Below are 22,796 nucleotides of genomic sequence, written 5' to 3' on the forward strand. Positions count from 1 at the left end.
GGCGCGATTGTCGTCTTCGCACGGCGTCGATCCGAAACGGCACTGGATGCACCTTTGGCGATCACCGCGCTGAGCGCCCAGAATATTCGTGACCAGTCGGTCGTGAGCTTTACCGATCTGACCAAGGTTGCGCCGAATGTGATCCTGCGACAGACCAACGGCGGTGGTGGCACAGTTGCGGCCACTATCCGCGGGCAGACCATCGCGCAGGCCAATATTGCCAACGATTCCCCAATCGGTTTCTATTTCGACGATGTTATCCTGGGCCAGCCGAAGGGCGCCACCGCGGGGATGTTCGACATCGCATCGGTGGAAGTCGCGCGCGGTGTGCAAGGAACTCTGCGTGGCCGCAACAACACCGGCGGTGCCATCAGCGTCTACACGAACCGTCCGGAACTGGGCGAGTATTCCGCCGATGGCGGCATAACCTACGGATCGCGCGATTATTTGCAGCTCCACGCGATCGCCAACATCCCGGTGGGTGAAACGCTTGCCGTGCGTCTGGGCGCGCAGCGGATCACACAGGATGCACAAGGCCACAGCGTCATCACCGGACAGGGTTTCGGCGGACGCAACGAATGGATCGTGCGTGCGGGCGTGCTGTTCGAACCGGCTCCCGGCATCTCGGTCCGCGCCACATATGAGCATACCGACATAGACCAGAACCCGGCAGGCCGGCGCCTGATTCCGGGCAGTCTGACGTACAACGCACTGCTTTCAGGCACGCGTACCGCGCAGAACCCTTCCGGTGCGCAGTATAGCGCCGACGAGCTTCTGCCCAAGCGCTTCTGGGACGGTGCGACCAGTTACGAGATGCCCAATGACAGGGCGAAGATCGACTTCGTGCGAGCCGTAGCCGAGGCCGAGATCAGCGACGACATGACGTTCAAGGTCATTGCGGGCTATCGCGAATTCGTGGCTTCGGGCGGCATCGACCTCGAAGGGTCACCTGCCACGCAGCTCGAAAGCGAGAATGGCGGCACCTCGAAGCAGTTCACGATCGAGCCGCAGCTTTCGGGTTCGCTGTTCGGCGACACGCTTAGTTATGTCCTGGGGTATTATCACTACAGCGACAAGGGCCAGTTGGTCGCGAACACTTATTCCTACGGCATCAACGCCGCCGCGCCCACAACCCCCTTCCGCAACAGCATCGTCATCCGAGAGAATGCGCACAACATCTCCGATGCCGGCTACGGGCATCTTGAATGGAAGGCGACCGACAAGCTCGAACTGGCGGCCGGCGTGCGCTACACCAAGGATCAGCGGGAGGTTTCTCCGAACCGCTATCTCGAGCACGACAACCCTAACGGATCCACGTATCCGCTGTTCCAGGCGGGCCGGGTCCAGAACGTCGGCTGTCTTTTCACCAGTCCGCAGGACGGCGTACTAAGGCCCGCTGGTGGCTTCGTAACGGTCGGCACCAGCGTGATCGCTTCGGGCGCTTGCCCGGATGTGACCCTGCGCAAGAACTACAGCTACTGGTCGTACGAATTCACCGCGCGCTACAAGATCGACAACGACCTTTCGGTCTATGCGCGCACCGGGCTCGGCCAGAAGTCTGGCGGATACAACATTCCGGTCGTCTCCACCGTGGTTCCGCCCTACAAGCCAGAACGGGTTCGCGACTACGAGGTGGGGCTGAAGGGCTCCGGCCTGTTCGGCGGCGCATTCGATTTCTCGCTTGCGGCGTATTATAGCGACTATCAGAACCTGCAGCGCTACCTCAGCAATCTTCTGCCTGGCGGCGTCGGCGTATCGAACCTTATCATCAACGCCGGCTCGGCGCGAGTGCAGGGCCTTGAGGGCGACTTCACGCTGCGTCCGGCCGAAGGCTTCCAGATCAGCGGGTTCTTCGGATACACTGACGCCAAGTACAAGCGCTTCGATACGACTGGCATCGACGGAAACCCGCTCGACCTCAGTGACCAGAAGTTTCTGAGCACGCCGAAGTTCAACAGCCGCCTTGGCTTCCTCTACACCCGCGACGTCGCAGGCGGCGAAATGCGCGTGGGCGGTGGCTGGAACCATCAGAGCAACAGCACGCTGAGCGTGATCGGTTTTCCGGGTGCTGAGACCGGCAAGCTGGACCTCTTCGACGCGCGCATATCGTGGACGACCCCGAACGATCGGCTGGAGTTTGCGATCTATGGCACCAACCTGTCGAACAGGAAGTATTTCACCGACGTGGGCATCAACACCATCGGCGTATCCACGTCGCCGACTGCGGTCAGCGGAGCCTACGGCGTACAGGCTGAACCCAGGTTCATCGGCGCCAGCATCCGCTTCCGCTGGCCTTGAGAGATACTACGAGCCACGCAGGCCAAGCACGGGATGTCGAGACAGATGGGCATGGATAAAGACTTCGATCTGGTCGTTGTTGGTTATGGCGCTGCCGGTGCCGCTGCCGCCATCACCGCGGCAAGGCTTGGCGCCAACGTAGCACTGTTGGACAAGCAGCCTGCCGATGCGCATTATTCCAGTACCCGGATGTCAGGCGGCCTGATCATGGGTGCGAACGATGTGGATGCTGCCGCCCGTTACCTCGACGCCTGTTCCGGAGACATGATTCCGCCTGAAGTCAGTCGGGCATGGGCGGAGCGGGCGATAACGGTAAGCGACTGGTTGCGCGACATCGGCATTGAAACGGTGCACATGGCGGGAGGATGGTATCCCAAGCTGCCGGGGTTCGAATCCATCGAGGTCTTTGCCCCCCTCGACAAAGGCATCGATCCGGCCAGCGTGAAGATCGATATGCCAGCGCCGGGAGAACTTGCTTTCAAGGGGCCGGTTCCATTCGGGAATGGCCAAACCCTTCATGACCAGCTGTTGGAAGCGGTCGCCGCGCATCCATTGATCGACGTGTTCTTCGAGCATGCCGCATCGCGTCTGGTGCAAAATGACGGAAAAGTGGTGGGTATAACCTGCGAGGCGGATGGTCGCTCAGTGACCTTCGGTGCCCGTAAGGGCGTGGTGCTTGCCTGCGGCGGATTCGAACAGGACCAGGAGATGATCCGCAACCATCTCAAGGCCTATCCGATCTATTTCTATGGTGCGTCAGCCAACACCGGAGATGGCATCCGGATGGCCCAGGCCGTGGGCGCCGACCTGTGGCACATGAACCAGATGATCGGCCGCGCAGTCGGACATTTCAAGCACCCTGATGGGCGCGAGATCACTTTCAACATCTCGGTCAACCCGCCCGGCTACGCGATCGTTGACAAGTATGGGCAGCGGTTCGCGAATGAATACCTGCAGGCGGTATCGAAGCCGAACTTCTACTACGAACTTCTGCACTACGATGCCGACCTTCTTGAGCATCCGCGCATCCCGGCTTACTGGATCTTCGATTCCCGTCGTCTCAATGCCAGGCCGCTCTCAGGAGGCTCTTATGGACACTACGCCTGGAGCAAGGACAACCGGGCCGAGATAGACATGGGGTGGATCAAGGAGGCGGCCACCGTCGAGGAAGCAGCCCGGGCGGCCGGGTGCCTTGATCCGGAAGCGGCGGCCCGGACTATCGAGAAGTACAACGAGGTCTGCGCCAGCGGTGAAGACGAACTGGGCCGCCCCGCCGATTCGTTGGTCCCCATTGATCAGGGGCCGTTCTACTGCGTGCCGGTATATCCGGGCGGCGCGACCACCAACGGCGGCCCGCGCCGCGACGTATCCGGGCGCATTCTGAACGCTTTCCACGAGCCCATCGAGGGCCTGTTCGGAGCCGGGGAACTGGGCGGTGTCATCGGCATGCTCTATCCGTCGCCTGGAGCCAATCTTGGTGAAGCCTTCGCTTTTGGGGCCATTGCGGCCGAAACCGCCATCAACGGCAATTCGTGAGGTGCGGTATGCATCGGGACCATCGAAAAGGCGGCCAGATGCTGGATGCTGATATCACCGCGCCGCCGGTGACGCCTGCCCGGGCGGGGCTGGGCAAGGCCAGTTATCTCGCGCTCGCACTGCTCACACTTATCTACTTGTGCAGCAGCATCGACCGGATGATCATTTCGACGATCGCGGAGCCACTCAAGCGCGATTTCGGGCTGAGCGACACGCAATTGGGGGTTCTGACTGGCCTGTTCTTTTCGATGTCGTTCGCGGTGTGCGGCATTCCTCTCGGCATGCTTGCCGACCGTGTCAATCGGCCCCGCCTGCTGGCGGCTTTGCTGGTGATCTGGAGCGCGTTGACGTTCGCGAGCAGTGCAGCACAATCCTATTTCATGTTGGCGCTCGCACGCATCGGCGTGGGTGGCAGCGAGGCGGGCGCATCGCCGACCTCGATGTCGATCATCAGCGACCTGTTCCCACCGGAACGACGCGGTGTCGCCTTGTCGTTCTTCTACATGTCGACGCCAATCGGGACTGCCATCGGGCTGGGTCTGGGCGGTTACCTCGCCGCAGAATTCGGCTGGCGCACGGTGTTCATGGTGGCGGGCATACCAGGCCTGATTCTCGCAGTTCTCTTGTTGCTGTTCGTCAAGGATCCCGGCCGCGGAAACTTCGAAAGCGTCGGACCGGTTTCGGCGGCGGTTACGGCGGACAAGCCATCCCTCATGGCGGCGCTGCGAGTGCTGCGTGACATTCCCGCCATTCCTTTGGTGATGCTGGCTGGCATGAGCCTGGTCGTCGGCCAAGCTGGCAGCCATGCCTTCATCACCCCGTTCCTGATGCGCGTACATGGCATTACCATCGCCGAGGCCGGGATTGCCGGCGGCATGGCCCAGTTGGTCCCGGGCGTGTTGGGCGTACTGGCAGGCGGCTTCCTGGCAGACCGCATGGCGCGGCGCGGGGGTGGGGCAGGGCTGTTCATGATCGGTGTGGTCATGCTGGTCACGGCTCCCACCTCGATCGCGGCGTTCCTGATGCCTGACTGGCATGTCGCGATGGCGTTGCTGGCGTTCTCCAACTTCATGCTGGCGCTTTACTACGGCACTCACTTCTCCATGCTTCTCAGCCTCACCCCGGCCTGGGTCCGAGGGACGATCACCGGCATCCACACCGTTGCCCTCACATTGATGGGCTACGGAGCCGGCCCGGTGATCACTGGCGCTGCGAGCGATTTTTATGATCGCGCCGGTATCGCCAATCCGCTGCGCTGGGCCGAAGTGACCGTCTGCACCATGTTTCTGCTGGCCGCACTGTTCTACTTCGCCGCCGGGTTGCGGGTACGCCATTCGCACCGCAGCGCGCTGCGCTGATCGGCATCGCGCGCCAACGCATGTCCCTTTTTCTGGAGTATGAGATTATGAGTTCGACGCAGAGGGTGGCGATCGTCACGGGATGCGGCAAGCGCGATGGCATCGGTGCGGCCATTGCCCGGCGCCTGGCCAGCCAGGGTATCGCGGTCGTCGTCACCGACATCGCGGCAACCGGGGTGCGCGACCGCTTCGAGCAGGACCGACCGGAAACGGCGCAGTGGAAGGGTGTCGACGATCTCGCTGCGGAGATCGCCCAAGCGGGGGGCGATGCGCTGGCACTGACCGGCGACATCAGCAGCAAGGGCGACGTCGACGGCCTCATCGCAGCGGTCGCCACGCGTTTCGGGCAGGTCGATATCCTCGTCAACAATGCCGGTGCGCCTTTCAGCATGGCTCACGGCGACGTTGCCGACATCGATCCGGCAGAATTCGATCGCGTGATGCAGATCAACGTCACCGGCACGTTCCTGATGTCGCAGGCGGCGATCCCTTTCATGCGGGCAGGCAAGTGGGGGCGGATCGTCAACGTCGCCTCGGTGGCGGGGCGCGTGGGATCGAAGGCCAATTCCGCCTATGCCGCCTCGAAGGCAGGCGTGATTGCGCTGGCGCAGACCTTCGCGCTCGATCTGGGCGGCGATGGCATCACTGCCAATGCGGTGCTGCCCGGTTTCATATTTACCAGCCGGACCCTGAGCGGGATGAGCAAGAAGATGGGCGGTGTCCCCCTCGACGAGGAAACGATCGCCAGGTCAAAGCCAAGTGTTCCGGTCGGGCGTGACGGCACGCCCGAAGACATCGCCGCAACGGTCGCGTTCCTGGTGAGCGAGGATGCCGCATTTACCACCGGGCAGTCGTTCATCGTCGACGGCGGCAGCCTTCGGCTCTGACGCTCCCATGAACACCGAAAGCGCTGATTTCGTGATCGTGGGAGGGGGTACCGCGGGCTGCGTCCTCGCCAACCGGTTGACGGCCGACGGCACGACTACGGCATGCATGATCGAGGCGGGCGGAGAAGACAACAGCCCGTGGATCCACATTCCGCTGGGCTATGGAAAGCTTGCCGCGCATCCGCGCTACAGCGTTCGCTATGAAAGCGAACCGGAGGCCGCCCTGGCGGGCCGCTGCCTGGGCATCCCGCGAGCCCGGGTGCTGGGCGGCTGCAGTTCGACCAACGGGCTGCTCTATGTGCGCGGACAGGCGCAGGATTACGACGACTGGGCGGCAGCCGGAAACACCGGCTGGAGCTTCGCTGAAGTGCTGCCCTATTTTCGCAAGGCCGAGGATTTCCATGCCGGCGCCGATGCTTTCCACGGCACCGGCGGTCCTGTGTGCGTTTCCCCACCCGCCGCTCATCATCCTCTCGCAGAGGCGTTCATCGCGGCAGGACAGGAAGCAGGGCTCCAGCGCGTCGACGATTTCAACGGCGCTTCACAGGAGGGTGTCGGTTACTATCACATGACCACGCGGCGCTTGCGGCGCTCCAGCACCGCGACTGGATACCTGCGCCCTGTTCGCAAGCGGGCAAACCTTCGTGTGCTCACGCACGCGACCACATCGCGCATCCTGTTCGAAGGTCGGCGTGCGGTCGGCGTCGAGTATGAGCGTGGTGGACGCACGCAGCGCATGATTGCGCGGCGCGAAGTGATCCTGTGCGCCGGCGCCATCGCAACGCCGCATCTCCTGCTGCTGTCCGGTGTCGGACCGGGCGCGCAATTGGGACGGTTCGGTAAAGATGTGATTGCAGACGTAGCCGGTGTCGGTCGCAACCTAGCGGACCATGCCAATGTCCGACTGAACTATCGTGCGGCGCGTCCGATCACCATCAATGATCGGCTGCGCAGCTTGTGGGGCCAGGCGGGTGCCGGGCTGGAATATCTGCTGAAGGGCACCGGACCGCTCACTGTGAGCGCTGGCTTCGGCGCGGCGTTCTACCGCACCGATCCCAGGCTCACTCGACCAGACTTTCAGGGCTATCTGCTGCTGTTCCGCACCGACGCCAGTGGCACGCGGCTCGAACCGTTTTCAGGCTTCATGACTTCGGGCTATCAGTTGCGGCCGGAAAGCCGCGGCGAAGTCGCGCTGGCAGATGCGAACGCCTCGTCGGCACCGAAGATCCGCCTCAATCATCTTTGCTCTGAAATCGACCGGCGCGTGACCCTTGCCGGCGTGAAGCAGCTTCGTGCCCTCCTGCAAGCTGTGCCCATGGCACCTTTCGTGAGCGAGAGCGAGCCGGGGCCTGATGCTGAGGACGAAGAACTGATGGCTTATATCCGCGAACGTACCGGCACCGGCCATCACCTGGCGGGTAGCTGCCGTATGGGCACCGGGCCTGATGCAGTGGTGGATCCGCGCCTGCGGGTCCACGGCCTTGCCGGGCTGCGGGTGGTCGATGCATCGATCATGCCGGCGATGGTTTCGGGCAATACTTGCGCGCCGGTGGTGATGATTGCCGAGAAGGCCGCCGACATGATCCTGGAGGACAACCGATGATCCCGACCCTCACGCCGATGCGCGCTTTCGAGCAGCGGCACCCGGGCTGTCTCTACATCGGCGGCACATGGCAGCGGCCGGTGGGGCAGGCGGCACTGGACATCGTGCATCCGGCTAGCGGCGATGTGGTCGCTCGGGTCGCGGCGGCCGGTCGGGGGGACGTTGATCGCGCGGTGGGTGCAGCGCACAGAGCGTTTCATCATGGACCCTGGCCAAGGCTGGCCATGGCCGAACGTGCCGCGCCGCTACGCCGGCTGGCCGTTGCGATCCGCTCTCGCGCCGATGAGATTGGCCACGCCGTGACACTTGAGATGGGCGCGCTACTGAGCGAATCCCTTGCAGGCGCACGGGCCGCCGCAAATCTTTGCGACTACTATGCCGACCTTGCCGAGTCCGTTCCCGATAGGGAGGAGCGCGCCTGGGGCGGCGGAAAGGCGTATGTCGCTCAGATTCCAGTTGGGGTTGTCGTAGCGATCGTGCCGTGGAATGCCCCGCTAAGCCTGTCGATCCTCAAGCTGGCTCCGGCACTGGCGGCGGGTTGCACGATTATTCTCAAGACAGCGCCCTCAACCCCGCTCGATGCGTTGCTATTGGCGGAATGCATGGACGACGCCGGTTTCCCCGAGGGTGTCGTCAGTATCCTTCCTGGAGACAACGATGCTGGCGAGGCCCTGCTCCGGGACGAGCGGATCGACAAGGTCACCTTCACCGGGAGCACCGGTGTAGGGCAGCATATAGGGGCGGTGTGCGGATCCCGGGTCGCACGGCAGGCGCTGGAACTGGGAGGCAAGTCCGCGGCGATTGTTATGCGGGACATGGATGCCGAGACCGTCGCTCGCCGCTTGGCCCCTGCATCCATGCGCTTGACGGGGCAGGCTTGCTCGGCCCTGACCCGCGTCCTCCTGCCAAGGCAGCACGCGGCATCATACACCGAAGCGCTCGTCGCAGAGTTCGCGAAACTGAAGGTGGGTGACCCTTACGACGCTGCCACTTCGCTGGCGCCTCTGGCGCTGGAAAGGCAGCGGGACAGAGTGGAGGACTATGTGAGCTCAGGCATCGCCGAAGGCGCGACGCTCGCATACGGTGGGCGACGTCCCGAGGGTTTCGAGCGTGGATGGTATCATGAACCGACCATCTTTGCCCGCGTCTCCAATTCCATGCGTATTGCCCGGGAGGAAATCTTCGGGCCAGTGGTAAGTCTCATCGAGTATGATGGCGAGGAAGAAGCCATCGCAATCGCCAATGACTCCGATTATGGGCTTTATGCTAGTGTCTACAGCGATGACGAGGATGCCGTCTGCCGGCTCGCAGGCCGGTTGCGAGTGGGCAATGTCTCGCGCGCTGGTTTGTATATCGACAGGACGCTGCCCTATGGCGGGCTCAAGAAGTCGGGCGTTTCGCGTGAAGGTGGGATCGAAGGGCTGCGATCGTTTCAGGAAGTGCAGACCATCTATCTACCGGCAACATGAACGACCCGGTCGTGGGGTATTAGGCAGGAGGGCCTGCCGCCTCACGGCTTTCGCTTGATCGTTACCAACGCAAGACGGCTTGGCTTGGTTGGCTTCGCGCTTCGGCGCTTATGATAATTTCGCAGGGGTCTGATCCGCGTCCTCGCGGCCGGAAAAGATCGCGTCGATGATCGCTTCGACCGTCCGGATACGCGCAAGCCGAGGCATGATCGAGCGCAATATCATATCGTGTTCTTCGGCTGAAAATGAGGTCGTAGTGTCCTCCGCCAGGATTTGGTCATATCCCAGTGCCATGGCCTCGCGCATGGTGGTGTCAACACCGATCCCAAGCACGAGGCCGCCGACGATCAGCGTTGTTACGCCGCGGCGACGCAGGTGGGTGTCGAGGCTGGTGCCATGGAACGCGCCCCAATTGTATTTGTCGACGATGATGTCTTGCGGCTGGACCTCGAGTGCGGCGCATAAAGTATGGCCATCCGGCGCGATCGCATAGGCCTGCGCCGGATGTTCGAGAAGGGGGGCGAGGGGAGGCACCATGCTGCCCGGGTGGCCGACGCGGACCAGGATGACGGGCATGCCTGCCGTTCGGCAGGCGCGGGCGAGGCGGGCAGCGCCGGTCACGCATTCCGCCGGTGTCCGGGGATGCGTGGCGAAATCCAGCGTGAAATTCTGAAGATCAATCAGCAGCAGGGCGGTGCTGTTCGCGTCCAGATCAGTGGCGTTCATAGTTCTATTCCGTTGATGCTGAGGCAGACATGGTCATCGTGTTGCCTTGGCGGTTCCACAACTTTGCACCGGCACCATGCGCTTCGCCGCAAGTATGCAGCATGATTGTGTCGAACGCCGGGGACAAACCGCGAAATTCGAAGGCAGTGACCGGCGTGCTGAGGTTACGAGCGGCAAGGCGCATAAGGAGAATGGCCTGCAATGGGCCTTGAACGACCAGGGCCGGATAGGTCTCCTCCGCCAATGCGTAAGGCCGGTCGTAATGGATCCGATGGCTGTTCATGGTGAGAGCGGAAAACCGGAACAGCAGTACCGGATCGGGAACGATATCGTTCTGCCAGGGAGCGGAGGGCAGATCGCCACCGATCGGCAAGGGCGACGTCTGGCGAGCCGCCTCGCGATAGACGATGTCTTGCTGTTCTTCGATGGCGACCCCGTGATCGTCCGAGATTTCGTGATGGACCTTCACGAAGGCGAGTTTGCCGCTCTTGCCTTCCTTGTGCGAGATGTCGGTAATCTGCGACGACCGCGAAATTGCCTGACCAAGACGTAACGGCCGGATGAACCGGAGGGAGCCTCCGGCCCACATCCGACGAGGAAGCTCGATCGGCGGAAGAAATCCACCTTTCTGCGGGTGGCCGTCGTGACCGGTGTGGTCGGGCGCAGAGACGTCCCAGAAGTGCAGCCAGTGATAAAGGGGTGGCAAGATGGAACCATTAGCGATCGGGTCGTCGCCCAAGGCCACGAGCAGGGCGTTGACCCGTGCCACATCCAGCCGGTCGGACCGTGTCATCTTGCTGCCGATCCAAGCCGAAATGTCGCCCATGGATACCTCTCGTTGCTTGTCAGTCGTGGAGCATAACAGCATCGTTCCTCCACGCTGCACTTCGGCAGCGCGGGGATCGAACGATGTCGAGTATGCGATGTTATCCCCGCTCAGAGCTTTCCGGTGAGTTCCGGCAGGGCGGTGAACAGGTCGGCGACGAGGCCGATGTCGGCGACCTGGAAGATCGGGGCGTCTTCGTCCTTGTTGATGGCGATGATGGTCTTGGCGTCCTTCATGCCTGCAAGGTGCTGGATCGCGCCCGAGATGCCGACGGCGATGTAGACGTCGGGAGCCACGATCTTGCCGGTCTGACCCACCTGGTAGTCGTTGGGGACGTAGCCCGCATCGACAGCCGCGCGCGAAGCGCCGACGGCGGCGCCCAGTTTGTCGGCGAGGGGGAGGATGGTCGCTTCGAAGGTTTCCGAATCCTTCAGCGCACGACCGCCCGAGACGATGATCTTGGCGCTGGTCAGCTCCGGACGCTCCGACTTGGCGATTTCCGCGCCCACGAAGCTGGAGAGGCCCGCGTCGCCGGTGCTGGCGACGTCCTCGACCACGCCCGAACCGCCGGTGGCTTCAGCCTTGGCGAAGGCGGTGCCGCGCACGGTGACGACCAGCTTGGCGTCGCTCGATTCGACGGTGGCGATGGCGTTGCCTGCGTAGATCGGACGGGTGAAGGTCTTCTCGCCTTCGACCGAAAGGATGTCCGAGATCTGGGCCACGTCCAGCAGAGCGGCAACGCGCGGCGCGACGTTCTTGCCGGTGGTGGTGGCAGGCGCGACGAAAGCGTCGTGATGGCCCATCAGTTCCACGATCAGCGGCGCGACGTTTTCGGCCAGCGCGTGCTCGAATGCGGCATCGTCGGCGAAGTGGACTTTGCCCACGCCAGCGATCTGCGCAGCGGCATCGGCCACGGCGCGCGCGCCCGATCCAGCGACGAGGAGGTGGACTTCACCCAGCTTTGCAGCAGCGGTGACGGCGGAAAGCGTCGCGTCCTTGACGGCGGCGTTGTCGTGTTCGACCCAGACGAGAGTCTTGGACATCAGGCTACTCCCAGTTCCTTGAGCTTGGCGACGAGCGCGTCGACGTCGGCGACCTTGACGCCTGCGACACGCACGGGCGGCTCGGCGACCTTGAGGGTCTTGAGACGCGGAGCGATATCGACGCCGTAGTCGGCGGGCGACTTCACATCGAGCTGCTTCTTCTTCGCCTTCATGATGTTGGGCAGCGAAGCGTAGCGCGGCTCGTTCAGGCGCAGGTCGGTGGTCACGATGGCGGGCAGCGCCAGCTTCACCGTCTCGAGACCACCGTCGACCTCACGGGTGACGGCAACCGAATCGCCGGCCACGTCGACCTTGCTGGCGAAGGTGCCCTGCGGACGGCCGGTGAGCGCGGCGAGCATCTGGCCGGTCTGGTTCGAATCGTCGTCGATCGCCTGCTTGCCGAGGATCACGAGGCCGGGGTTCTCTTCACCCACGATCGCCTTGAGGATCTTGGCGACGGCGAGCGGCTCCACTTCGGCGTCCGTCTCGACGAGGATGGCGCGGTCGGCGCCCATGGCGAGCGCAGTGCGCAGAGTTTCCTGCGCCTTCGTCGTCCCGACCGAGATCGCGATGATCTCTTCGGCCTTGCTCGCTTCCTTGAGGCGGATGGCTTCCTCGACGGCGATTTCGTCGAAGGGGTTCATGCTCATCTTGACGTTGGCGAGGTCGACGCCGGTGCCGTCGGCTTTCACCCGCGGCTTGACGTTGTAATCAATGACCCGCTTCACGGGCACGAGAATTTTCATCGAGAGTTCTACCTTTCAATCTAGTCTTTTTAGGCTGCCTTCATTTGCAAGGATTGCACGAGCGCGAATACGTACAGGCTCATCAACCATAGCCCCGTCCACCTTGGCCGCTCCGTCACCGCTATCTAAAACTTGCCTGGCCCAATCGGCTTCAGCGGCGGTGGGCCTGAAGCCTTCACGCGTTGGGTCGACTTGCCGCGGATGGATGAGCAGCTTGCCTCCAAAGCCTAAACCTTTGGCGTATCGGGCGTCGTCCCGAACGACGGCACCATCGGAGACATTGGTAGTCACGCCGTCCAGCGGGGCTGCTAGCCCACCGAGACGAGATGCGAGCACCAGTTCCGCACGGGCCGTCTGCAGAGAGTTTCGCGAGTGGTCACATCCGAGATCGGCAATATAGTCCAACGATCCAAAAGCTAAGCGTGTGACAGAACCGCTGCACGCGATGTCACGCGCAAGCGCCATTCCCCTGGCAGTTTCAATGAGCGCCACAACTCGATGATGTAAGGCAACCCGGGCCAGATCCTCGACTTCTTCAGCTTTGGGAACAACGATCGCGGCCAATGGCAATCGCGCCGCCACCTCCAGATCCTGTTCGTGCCATGGCGTTCCGACAGGGTTTATCCGCAGCAGCACCGGCAAGTGCGTGAAATCACATCGTAAGGAGCTGCGCGCAGCCTCCTTTGCCGACGGCGCCACGGCGTCTTCCAAATCTAGGATAATTGCGTCGGGCTGGCTGGCTGCGGCCGTAGCAAACCATTCAGGACGGTCTCCGGGCACGAATAATGCTAAGGAGAATGGGCTGGGAGCCATTGCCTTCATCAATCGTAATCCGTCTGGACACTCATGTCGAATTTGTGAACTTGCGATTCAGCTGTCGGATGAAGCATGGGGCATTGTTGCCTAGCTATTGGCGTAGCGTGACTAATAGCGCTTTCATGCGTCGGCTTGAATTCCTCGCCCCCGATTTCGCGTGTGCGAAGTCCAAACCCCTTCGAAATTCGCCGGAGAGCTTTCGCTTGAAAAGTGAGACGCCTAACTTCATGCGCTAGGCATTGCCTGCTAGCCTCGTCGGTGATGAAGGGCCCTTCATCACCGACGTGTTGCGCCCGGCCAAGCGGCCCAAAGGCAAAGAAATTAGGGTTTTTCTGCGGCACCTTGGTGGGCGCGCTGCGCAAGGCTTGCCCAAAAACGCAGATTCTGCTGCATCGTGACAGCCACTATCGCTGCCCCGAGGTCATCGAGTGGTGCAGGGCTGGCGGCCACGACTTCATCGTAAGCGCGCATTTCTTAGCACGCTGCTTCCGCGGGCAGTGCGGCCATCACAGTTGACGCTGGACGAGACAGGCCACCGCAGCGACGTCGGCGGGTCAGGCTTGTCCTTCAAAGTTGAATGGCAGCAAGTCGTCGATATCAGCGTCGTGAGGGCGCTGGGGCAGTTCAGTGAGGACATGGCGTAGCCATGCGAGAGGCTCGACGCCGCAGGCGCGGCAAGTCAGCACCAGCCTGTAGATGACGGAAATCGCGCTTGCGCCGTCCACGGTGTCGCAGAGAAGCCACGATTTTCTTCCTATTGCAAAAGCCCTGATGTTACGTTCGAGAAGATTGTTGTGTATCGGCATCCTGCCGTCTTCGACGTAGCGCGTCTTCGTCTCGGCTCATAGATCGAGACCCAGGTTCTTTTCGGGCAGGCCTGGAATTTGATCGTCATCGCGGCCAGGCATCGGCGGAATGCCGGTTAGGTCATCAACGGCGGTATCGCCGATGCCGAGGCCATCCCCCTCGAGGTGATCCAGCAGTGCTTGCCGGAACGGATCGACGTCTTTTTGGTCCTGCGCGGGGGCAGGAGGCTCGTCGGCACCGGGATCGTAGATCTGATCAGCACTGGCATCGAAGGTGGAATAGTCAGTGTCCCATGGCCCCATTGGGGGCAGGTCGTCCAGATCCAGTGAATCGGGGCCGGACATGCCGTTCTGGCTCGTCCCCACTTCGCTGCCTCCAGCGGCCGCGTTCTCGTTGCCACTGGCGCCAGTTCCAGCGCGGCCGTCCTGTGCATCGGCCGCGGGCATTGGGGGCAGATCGCTCAAATCAGCGGTGGCATCCCTGCCAGGGTCGTTCGGCGCGCCACCGGCACCTCTTTCACCCTCGAGAGCATCAAATGCGGCGGTAAGCGCAGCGTCGGCCGCTTCCTGCTTGGCATCGACACCATCGATGTCGAGCTGCCCGGTGCTTTCGAGAGAGGAGGTCTTGTCACCGGGATTGGAGTTCAAGCGCCATTCCAGCTTCTCGCGATTATCGACGATCATGGTGAGGCCGTCGCGCACACGAGTTACGAGGACGTTGAAAAGGCGCTGGTTCGAGAGGTTATGCTCATAGGAGAGCATCACCCCGATCCCCTTATCGGCCGTGACGCCCTGAGCCATGTGCATATTGAGGGCGTAGGCGAGGCCGATCCTGCTGAGCATGGGATCACCGCGCTCGAGTGTCAGGCGCTCGTTATTCGCGGTTTCGACGGTGACGTTTCCCCCCTCGATGGAGACGATCGTTGCCAGTGCGGCATTGTCCAGGCCGCGTTCCTTGTCGTTGGTGGTCCAGCGGATCGTGTCGCCCTCATAGATTCTGAGCGTTTCGAGGTTGGAGAGTTCGAGCCGGCTACGGGTGATGCTGGGATCGATCTTCTGGGGATCGAAGCGCAGGTTGCGCCCGTTGGGGCCCGTCAACTGGACCTTGCCGTTGTCGAAGATGCGGCTGACCTGATACTGCCCGCGCCCTAGCCCGACTTCTCGGATTTGCCCCGTTACCGTTAGCGTCTGGCCGACGGTATAGTGATGGGCATAGCGCAGCTGCTCGCGCTCTTTGCTGACCCGGTCATGGACAGTCAGGTCCAGGCTGTCTCCCTTCAGAGTGCCCTCCCGACGCAAACCTTGCTGAATTTTGGTATTGATCTCGGAACGTGCCTCGCGCCCCGAAACGAAGACGGCGGTTACAGCCCGGTCCTCTGCGGAGAGAGCCAGCCATGTCTCCGCGGCCTGCGCAGCTGGTTCGGCATGTTCGCTGACATTGTCACCCAGAACCTTCAGCGCGGCGCCGGCGCGGCCAGTGTTCGCCAGCGCCGCAACAGTCAGGAGTTGCTTGTTGTCTGGATTGATACGCACGTTCTGATCCATGCGAGCCATGGTGATGCCAGCGGCCTGTACCATGGCAAATGACTTACCGGCGTCGATCGAGGAGAGCTGTTGACGGTCGCCGACGAATGCGACCTTTTCGATGCCGAGCGCTTCGGTGATGCGCATCAGCTTGAGCATATCATCGCTAGAGACCATCGAGGTTTCGTCGACGACAACGATCGTACCGGCCAGTTCGTCACGCCGCTGCTGCGCGCCCGGACTGGTCGGGTCGCTGAGGTATTTCTCATTCTGCCAAACGAACGAGGCGATCGTCTGCGCCGATACTCCGGCCTTTTCCATGTCCTCGGCCGAGAGGTTCTTGGGCACCATGCCTTCTCGCATGTCGCCGACCATCTTGTTCTGGAAGGCGAGGCCGAGCACTTGCTTGCCCTCATCGCGCGCGACTGCGGCGACAGTCTGAAGCATGGTAGACTTACCGGCGCCGGCGACACCCTGGACGACGACGTAGCGATCCTCGCTGGAAACGATCATGGTCGCGGCCGCGAGCTGTCCCTGATTCAATTCACGGGGCGCTGCGGCCTCCTGCAGCCGCAATGGCGCACTGGCGGCGCCAACGATCGACGTGCCTTTCCCATTCCCTGCTTCAACGTGATCGAGAATGGATTGCTCGACCTTCAATGACTCTGGCGTGGTGACAGCATCTACCAGGCGCCCCTTGTGGCGGATCTCACCGGCTACGAGTTGGCCATTCTTGATCAGCCGATCGATGCGCGCTTCGACGTTGTCGATCGTGACGCCCTTGAGGCCAAGATCGAGAGCCGTCTTGGATACCTGATGGACCTGAAAAGCGGCTTCACGCTGGCTAAGGATGCGGACCGCCGAGGCGACGGCGAGTTGCGCGCGCGCATCACCGGGCGACCCGGCCAGGCGCGCAATGCCAGCATCGACCAGTGGTTCAGGGGATCGCAAAAGGCCCGATACAAATTCGCGCGCGATGTTCACCACCTCGAGCATCGCCTTGTAGCCCCGCACGGCCAGGTTTTCCGGCTGTTCGCGTGAGGCGCGTACAGCGGCCTCCAGAATTTCCTTGCCGTTGAACCCCTGGCTTTCAGCCTTCTCGATCCATTCCTTCACGAGGTCTTGATTGTTCTCACCGGCGACCTTGGGATCTCGCGATCGCGCAGTGACTTCACGCATGCCTTGCGTGCTCTTGATACCGAGGCTTTTCGAGAGAGCCACGATTTCCTCGCGGCGCTGGCTGAAGGCTTCGATCACTGCCTTGGGCACATCGACGATCTCGAAAGTACCGTGCTTTCCCTCGAGCTGAACCTTGTAGCCCAGCTGCTCCATTTCGTTGCGCAGGAAGGCATGGTAGATCGTGCCGATCACCGAATTGTTCTGCCAGATCTTGTCATTGTGGAGAGCCTGCCAGGTGCCGTCCGCCATGCGGGTCATGTTGGCGACCACGGCATGGATATGGGCCTGCGGATCACGCGCCCGGCTCGTGTCGTGCTGGAACAGCGCGTAGACGAGGTTGCCGGTCTGGACAGGCACCCTCTTCCCATCGATGTCCTTACGGGTCTCCGCAAGGTTCTTTTCGACCCAGGCCATCGTCTTCTGGACTGCCTTGAGGTGGGCCCCCTCAGGTCCAAGGATGCGCTTGTCGCCAGCTATATAGGCCATCAGCGACACCGACTTGGGCGCAGAAAAGGTCATGTCGATGCCGGGGCGGCGCCCCTCAAACTGGCGCAGCTGCTGCCCGTTCGGGGTTTCCCCGTTCAGCACTTTCTCAAAGGCTTCGCGGGTGACAGGTGTGCCAGCGGCGATGGGGCTATCCTTGACCCCTCCGCCGCCCCATTGGCTCACCTCGCCAGCCTGTTCCGCGGTGTAGTATTCCCCGCTGACCAGATCATCATTGGTGAAATACTTCGCGGCCCCACCAGCGGAATGGACGGATGCGATGGAGTGCATCGTCAGTCACCCATCCCCATGCCGGAATCACCAAGATCGGGGTGATCCTGGTGATGGCTCTGGGAGGCATCGGTGCCAACGCCTGCGTCCCGCGCTTCGCGCACGCCAAGATCATCATCCAAAGGGTTGCTCGAAGCGCGAGAAACCTCAACGTCTCTGTGTGATGATCGCGAGGCGACCTCCTGGTCATCGCGACTGGAAACCGCGTTGTTGGTACGAATGCCTGAGCGCTCTGGTGTGTCGAGACCGTTATGGTCGACTGCATCCCCCTTGGCCGCATCGCCTCTGGTGGTTGCGGAATGGCTTGCACCAGGGTCCATGCGATCAAGGGCTTCACGCGCATTGGGATCGCGTCCCTCCTGTGCTTCGCGATCCTGTTCCGAAGGTTGCGAAAGGATGTTGGCGGCAAGCGCGATCGGCGCATCTCGGGCCGCCATTTCCTCGTCGCTAAGCGCGATATTTTCACCACGCCCACCGTCATCACCACCCTTCGGCTTACCCCCACCTCCGCGAACCTTGCCGTCTGGATCGTCCGGCCTGGTCGGAGGTCGCCGAATGAAACCTTCTGCGACCTGCGGGTATTGCTGCCACTGCAGACGGACGCGCGCCGCAGGGAAACCGTCAGGGAATTTCACGAAGCCGTGCATCGAGGGCAGGTTCATAATGTCGTCGGGAATGACGAGCGGTTCGATCTGCTTGCGGGGCGTCAGCGTCGATGCGTCGCGAGTGGAATTGTAGCCGTAGGAATAGCCCTCATCCATCTGGCGAATTTCGCGATTGCCGATGTAACGGGCGCACTGCTCGGCCGTGTCGAGATCGGCCGCGGCGAGCATCAGCTTGGTACGCGCGAGCGAGGACAGATTGCGGGCGTTTTCTTCGCCGTAGACCTGCACCAGCTTGTCAAACGAGTGGAGGCCAAGGATCATGGCACCGCCAAAGTTCCGCGCAGTCTGGAGGCCATCTTCGATGGCCGGCAGACGATGCAAAGCGCCCAGCTCGTCGAACATGAACCATGTCCGCAATGAGCGGGTCTTTTTCATGGTCATGAGCGAGTGGATGGCCAGGTTCGACCACAAGGTCAGGAGCGCCTTGTTCATCTCGAGGTCGGTGTAGGTGCAGGTGATGAAGAGGATCGATCCGGGGGCTTTGTCGCCGGTGATCCACTGCTTGATAGAGTAGGGCTTACCCTCGTCGGGAAGGAAACGAAGCGCCTGCGCATTGGTGTTGAAAACCGCACGGATCGATTCCGCCATGCGGGCCGCTTCCGGTGCAGTCAGAGGGTCGGCAATCGTCTTCTGCAGGTGCCTGTGGACCTGCTTGAGGTCGGCTGTCATCAGGTTGTCCGCGAGGGCCTGGTTGGAGGTCTCTCCCCTCTCGATCAACTTCATGCACATTTCGATAAAGAGGGTACGCGCTGCGAGGGCCCAGAACGGTTCCGATGAGCCGCCATCGGAGGGTATCAGCGCAGCGGCGGCGGCCGTGAACTCACTGTAGGTTTCGCAATCGTTGAAGATCGACCACGCCGGGCAGCGCACGTCCATGGGATTGAGGATTGTGTCTCTCTCAGGGTCGTAGAACGCCTCGACGTAAGCGCCGGTAAGATCGAACACGACGGCATTGTCTTCGCGCTCACGCATCTGTTCCAGGTGCTTGCGAAGGACAGTGGTCTTGCCGGTGCCGGTGGTGCCCAGCAGCATGGTGTGGGATTGCTCGAGGCGGTGCGGGTAGGGGATGCCGGCTATGTGATAGGGGTGGTGTATTCCGGCTGCCTTGCGAGCCGCGAAGGGCAGGGCAAGGACATCCTTTGCTGACAGGTCCGGGAAGAGGTCTTTGGCTTCTTCGACGAACTTGGTTTGGTTGTGCTGGCTGATCTCCTTGTAGAGCAGATCCCGGTCTACCAGCATGGCACCGCGTTCGTGGCGTTCTTCCATGATCGAACCGCCCCGCCGACGGGAGAAATCAACGTACCAGATGGACGCCGGGATGGTCGCGAAGGAGGCGATAAGAGCCGAGCCGATAATGCCACGCATCGCCTTGTGCCAGGCGAGAGCGACTTCGGGCACATAGGGGACGTATCCCATGAATGTGTGCCGCACGGTATGGTCGGGAAGCTGCAGGTTGGCCTGCTTCATTGGGTCGAGGGCGCACCAGTCCCAAAGCCACGACAGCACGCGCATGCAGATGAGCTGGAAGTTGTTCTCGTCGAGCGTGAACGAGAGGATCGTGAAGTAGGAGAGCACGAACATTCCGAGCCACATGAGGAAGGGCATTTTCGCGCCCTGCAGCCACATGATGACCTGGGTGTTGAGCAACTGGCTCCCGCGAACGAAATTGCCGTTGTTACGGGGGGTGTCACCGCGCGCGGAATGGTGTTTTAGAGGGACGGGCCGACCGTCGTCGCGAATGTCTTCGCGGTCTTTTTTGCCGTCCTTACGCGCCATGATAGCGCTCCATGCGACGGGTCGTTTCCTCTAGGACGAGTTTACGATGATCGGGGTGTTCTTCGCGCAGGATCGTGTCGACGGCAGCCTGTGTGTACTCACACACTCTCGCTAGTCGAAGGTGGCTGGCATTATCAAGTACGCCACCGTCCAGATGACGTTTGACGATGAACCTTACGAGATCGGCAAAGGATCTGTCTTGGTCGGCAGCGATCGCGTCGAGCCGATCAAGATCGTGTTTGTCGAACCTTACGGATCGCTGGGTACTTCTCATTTTCAAACCACCCTCTCGAATGAGGGGATGGTGAGCTTTTGCGGAAAGCAGTCATTTACTACTCGCGGTCCCTACAGATAGCAAGTTTATTTAGGGACCAAAGGACCATGTAATCCCATGCAATCCCATTCAACCCACTGATATATTTGCTAAATAGCAATGAAGTTGAATGGGGTTACATATGGGAGTGATCGGGATTACACTAAATATTGCCACAACCCATTGTAATACCGCCATAATCTCGCACGCACCGTGCGTTCGGTGTGCTAATGTAGCTGACATATCGTTGTTGGAGCCTCGGTCTGTTCCTGCGTTCGTCTGGTGCGGATATGATTCCGGTTTCTGGGGGGTTCCGGGCCGCCGTGGGGCGGAAACGCTGGAGGGAATAGAGCGCTTCGCGCGGGTGGAATGGGCCAGAGGGCGCATGATTTCTTCGTGGGTGAAGGGGCGATTTCGAGGTGCTGTCGTAGGGGAGTTCGTCGCGGGTTTTCGCATGGCGTGAGAGCGGTTATGGTGGCGGGGTTCAGAGCCGATCAGCCTGACCGAAAGGTACGAGTAATGGCGAAGTCACTGGACGCGGAAATGGCCGCGATCGAGGCCGAGGAACGCAAGCTGGCGGAGCGTCGCAAGGCGCATCAGCAGAAGGTGCGGGAAGCGGCGATCGGGACGGTTGAGAAGGCGGGGCTTTTCAAGCTCCCGCATGATCGACTGGAGCGGATCATGAAGGCGGTGAAGACGCTGGGCGTGGATGAAGTGGAGAAGCGGCTTCAGGCTTCAGCCTGAGCCGGTTCGCCACCGAACAAACGACCGATGGCCGCACGGATGGGCTTGCCCATTCGGGCGGCCATTCCTTTTGCGGCGGGCCCCGGCCCAAGTGGACGTTTGGGCGTAGCCCTGGCCGTCAGGCCAAGGCGAGCGAGCCGTGTGGGGTCGCGCAGCGGTCGGGACGGCATCAGACAAAAAAAGGGAAGCGCGGCCCTGTGGGGCTGCGCCTCCCGTGCGTGGCGTTTGCGGCTCACCAGTTGAGCGGGTTTTCCATATGCTCCGCGTAGAGGTCTTGGGACGCGAGGAGGATTTCGTGGTCGATCTCGATCATGCTCCAGTTGAGCTTGTCGGCGTGGTTGCGGACCGTCTCGCGATCGTCGATCGTCATGGCGCTCCAGTCGATCATTTCGAGGAAGTCATCGCGGCGGTCATGGATGCGGCAAGCGCTGTTCATTTCGGCTTCGAGTGACGCGATGCGACGCTCGATGCGGATCTCCTTATCCGACTTTGCGATGAACTCGATCTTGTCTTCGGGGAGGGTAATTGACGTGCTCATAACGCTCACTCCTTAGTCAAAACGACATTTACAGTCGGACCTTCGGGGCGCGGTCGGGTCAGGGACGCGAAAGGCGTGCCTTTCGCGCCGCGAAGCGACGGTGGGGGTCACGATTGTGTTTGGTGGCCGCTACGGTGTGATCGGGACGGAAATGCCGATCCACCGAAGAAAATGGTGGGGCCCCGCCGTCCTTGACGCGGCCGCGCACCGGAGGTCACAATGGGAAGACTGTGTGGTGGTTTTACCTATCGGCGTGGCGCGGGCGGCGATGCGTAGCCCTGGCCGTCAGGCCAAGGCGAGCGAGGCGAGCCAGCGCGGTTAGGCGAGGGGCTTTGCCGGGCGCTATGACCAGACCATGCGAAGGGCGCAGCTGGGCGAGGAAATGGCGGCCATCTGGTTGAGCGCGGTAGGTAGTATTTTGCAACGCCCGGCTCGGCATCAAGGCGACTTGAAATGATGGGGTCCATCAGGCTGTCGCGCAGCTGCTCGATGCTGATTGCTCCGCTGATGTCGAGGTCGAGCCCGAGCACGGCGAGGACTTTGTAAGCCTTTGATTTGGAGAGTTCCATCTCGGGTGCCGCGTCGGGGGTTTTCGAAAGCGTCACCATGATGTCGGGTTCGTCATCGCGGCGGGCAATGCGGATGCGACGGCCAAGGAATTGGGCCGTCTCGATCAGGGCGATCGCGTCGACGTCGAACGTGAAGTGACGGGCGATCATGGCGATCGGCACCATGGCGGTGCGGGCCTCCCACGCAAAGACGTGTTCGTCCAGCGAGCCGTAGTCGTGGATGATGGGGTCGAGGCCGTAACGCTCGCCGTATTCGGCGAGGGTTTCGCGCAGCGCGCCCATTTGCAGGGTGTCGATCATGACGGGACGCAGGTTGTCGGTTTCGGCGTCATCTTCGATGCGGAACGTGATGCTCATCGGGAACCTCCTTCGTTAAACTCGCCTCGTCTTTCCCTCTCCTCTCCAGTGCCGATCCGGTGACGGATCGGGACCGCAAAAAGGCGCAATGGGTGAAAGGGCGAAATGACACCCGAAGGGGAAGGGCAGGGTGGTCCCGATGATCCTGATCTGAGAGCCGCGGCTCTGGCAGGCTGGCGCGGTTCTGTGTCCATGTTCGCGGCAGCAGCGCGCGCCGGGTTCGATGCCCGGCGCGCGCTCCCC

The 22,796-nt window shown here is 61.7% G+C and carries 17 protein-coding genes and 1 pseudogene; 7 read left to right on the forward strand and 11 right to left on the reverse strand.

Annotated features, from left to right (window positions below; all coding sequences use genetic code 11):
* Nucleotides 1-54 precede the first annotated feature (54 nt).
* From L284_RS37235 to L284_RS37260, 6 genes are read left to right on the forward strand one after another with little or no spacing between them, the layout of a single operon-like run.
* Nucleotides 55-2,298 (forward strand): TonB-dependent receptor, encoded by a 2,244-nt coding sequence (locus L284_RS37235; protein ID WP_021234447.1) that lies wholly within the window; start codon nucleotides 55-57, stop codon nucleotides 2,296-2,298.
* Nucleotides 2,299-2,349: 51 nt separating this feature from the next.
* Entirely contained in the window at nucleotides 2,350-3,834 is a 1,485-nt protein-coding gene (locus L284_RS37240; protein WP_160172130.1) for an FAD-dependent oxidoreductase, read from the forward strand.
* Nucleotides 3,835-3,872: 38 nt separating this feature from the next.
* A complete protein-coding gene (locus L284_RS37245; protein WP_160172131.1) occupies nucleotides 3,873-5,192 on the forward strand; it encodes a spinster family MFS transporter in 1,320 nt (439 codons plus the stop codon).
* A gap of 47 nt (nucleotides 5,193-5,239) precedes the next feature.
* Nucleotides 5,240-6,079, forward strand: a complete 840-nt coding sequence (locus tag L284_RS37250; RefSeq protein WP_021234450.1) for an SDR family NAD(P)-dependent oxidoreductase — start codon at nucleotides 5,240-5,242, stop codon at nucleotides 6,077-6,079.
* A 7-nt stretch (nucleotides 6,080-6,086) separates the two neighbouring features.
* Nucleotides 6,087-7,682: a GMC family oxidoreductase gene (locus L284_RS37255; RefSeq protein WP_021234451.1), complete on the forward strand. Its 1,596-nt coding sequence runs from the start codon at nucleotides 6,087-6,089 to the stop codon at nucleotides 7,680-7,682.
* Entirely contained in the window at nucleotides 7,679-9,151 is a 1,473-nt protein-coding gene (locus tag L284_RS37260; protein WP_021234452.1) for an aldehyde dehydrogenase, read from the forward strand. Before L284_RS37255 ends, L284_RS37260 begins: the two co-directional genes overlap by 4 nt.
* A gap of 108 nt (nucleotides 9,152-9,259) precedes the next feature.
* Here L284_RS37260 and L284_RS37265 read toward each other — a convergent pair whose 3' ends face one another.
* The 9 genes and pseudogenes from L284_RS37265 to L284_RS37295 all read right to left on the reverse strand — a co-directional run bounded on the left by L284_RS37265 (nucleotide 9,260) and on the right by L284_RS37295 (nucleotide 20,306).
* Complete coding sequence (locus L284_RS37265; RefSeq protein WP_021234453.1) at nucleotides 9,260-9,877, reverse strand: isochorismatase family protein; 618 nt, start codon at nucleotides 9,875-9,877, stop codon at nucleotides 9,260-9,262.
* Between the two features lie 4 nt (nucleotides 9,878-9,881).
* Nucleotides 9,882-10,703 carry an FAS1-like dehydratase domain-containing protein gene (locus L284_RS37270; protein ID WP_021234454.1) on the reverse strand — a complete coding sequence of 274 codons (822 nt, stop codon included), beginning with the start codon at nucleotides 10,701-10,703 and terminating at the stop codon, nucleotides 9,882-9,884.
* A 110-nt stretch (nucleotides 10,704-10,813) separates the two neighbouring features.
* Nucleotides 10,814-11,746, reverse strand: coding sequence for an electron transfer flavoprotein subunit alpha/FixB family protein (locus L284_RS37275; RefSeq protein WP_021234455.1), 933 nt, complete (start codon nucleotides 11,744-11,746; stop codon nucleotides 10,814-10,816).
* Nucleotides 11,746-12,492: an electron transfer flavoprotein subunit beta/FixA family protein gene (locus tag L284_RS37280; protein ID WP_021234456.1), complete on the reverse strand. Its 747-nt coding sequence runs from the start codon at nucleotides 12,490-12,492 to the stop codon at nucleotides 11,746-11,748. Before L284_RS37280 ends, L284_RS37275 begins: the two co-directional genes overlap by 1 nt.
* A gap of 15 nt (nucleotides 12,493-12,507) precedes the next feature.
* Nucleotides 12,508-13,314, reverse strand: coding sequence for an HpcH/HpaI aldolase/citrate lyase family protein (locus L284_RS47460; protein ID WP_235054388.1), 807 nt, complete (start codon nucleotides 13,312-13,314; stop codon nucleotides 12,508-12,510).
* A 548-nt stretch (nucleotides 13,315-13,862) separates the two neighbouring features.
* A pseudogene (locus L284_RS47465) lies at nucleotides 13,863-14,147 on the reverse strand (transposase domain-containing protein); the annotation flags it as partial.
* Between the two features lie 3 nt (nucleotides 14,148-14,150).
* Complete coding sequence (mobF, locus tag L284_RS49100) at nucleotides 14,151-17,591, reverse strand: MobF family relaxase (protein ID WP_021234458.1); 3,441 nt, start codon at nucleotides 17,589-17,591, stop codon at nucleotides 14,151-14,153.
* A gap of 2 nt (nucleotides 17,592-17,593) precedes the next feature.
* Complete coding sequence (locus L284_RS37290; protein WP_031342391.1) at nucleotides 17,594-20,032, reverse strand: type IV secretion system DNA-binding domain-containing protein; 2,439 nt, start codon at nucleotides 20,030-20,032, stop codon at nucleotides 17,594-17,596.
* A complete protein-coding gene (locus L284_RS37295; RefSeq protein WP_021234460.1) occupies nucleotides 20,022-20,306 on the reverse strand; it encodes a hypothetical protein in 285 nt (94 codons plus the stop codon). Before L284_RS37295 ends, L284_RS37290 begins: the two co-directional genes overlap by 11 nt.
* A gap of 558 nt (nucleotides 20,307-20,864) precedes the next feature.
* Between L284_RS37295 and L284_RS37300 the strand changes: the two genes are divergently transcribed.
* On the forward strand, nucleotides 20,865-21,089 hold the full coding sequence (locus tag L284_RS37300; protein ID WP_021234461.1) for a hypothetical protein: 225 nt from the start codon (nucleotides 20,865-20,867) through the stop codon (nucleotides 21,087-21,089).
* A gap of 232 nt (nucleotides 21,090-21,321) precedes the next feature.
* On the opposite strand, the gene L284_RS37305 is transcribed toward L284_RS37300, so the two are convergent.
* Nucleotides 21,322-21,627 (reverse strand): hypothetical protein, encoded by a 306-nt coding sequence (locus tag L284_RS37305; protein ID WP_021234462.1) that lies wholly within the window; start codon nucleotides 21,625-21,627, stop codon nucleotides 21,322-21,324.
* Between the two features lie 245 nt (nucleotides 21,628-21,872).
* Nucleotides 21,873-22,553 carry a hypothetical protein gene (locus tag L284_RS37310; RefSeq protein ID WP_021234463.1) on the reverse strand — a complete coding sequence of 227 codons (681 nt, stop codon included), beginning with the start codon at nucleotides 22,551-22,553 and terminating at the stop codon, nucleotides 21,873-21,875.
* Nucleotides 22,554-22,796: the final 243 nt, after the last annotated feature.

Source organism: Novosphingobium lindaniclasticum LE124, from assembly GCF_000445125.1.
Taxonomy (GTDB): Bacteria; Pseudomonadota; Alphaproteobacteria; order Sphingomonadales; family Sphingomonadaceae; genus Novosphingobium; species Novosphingobium lindaniclasticum.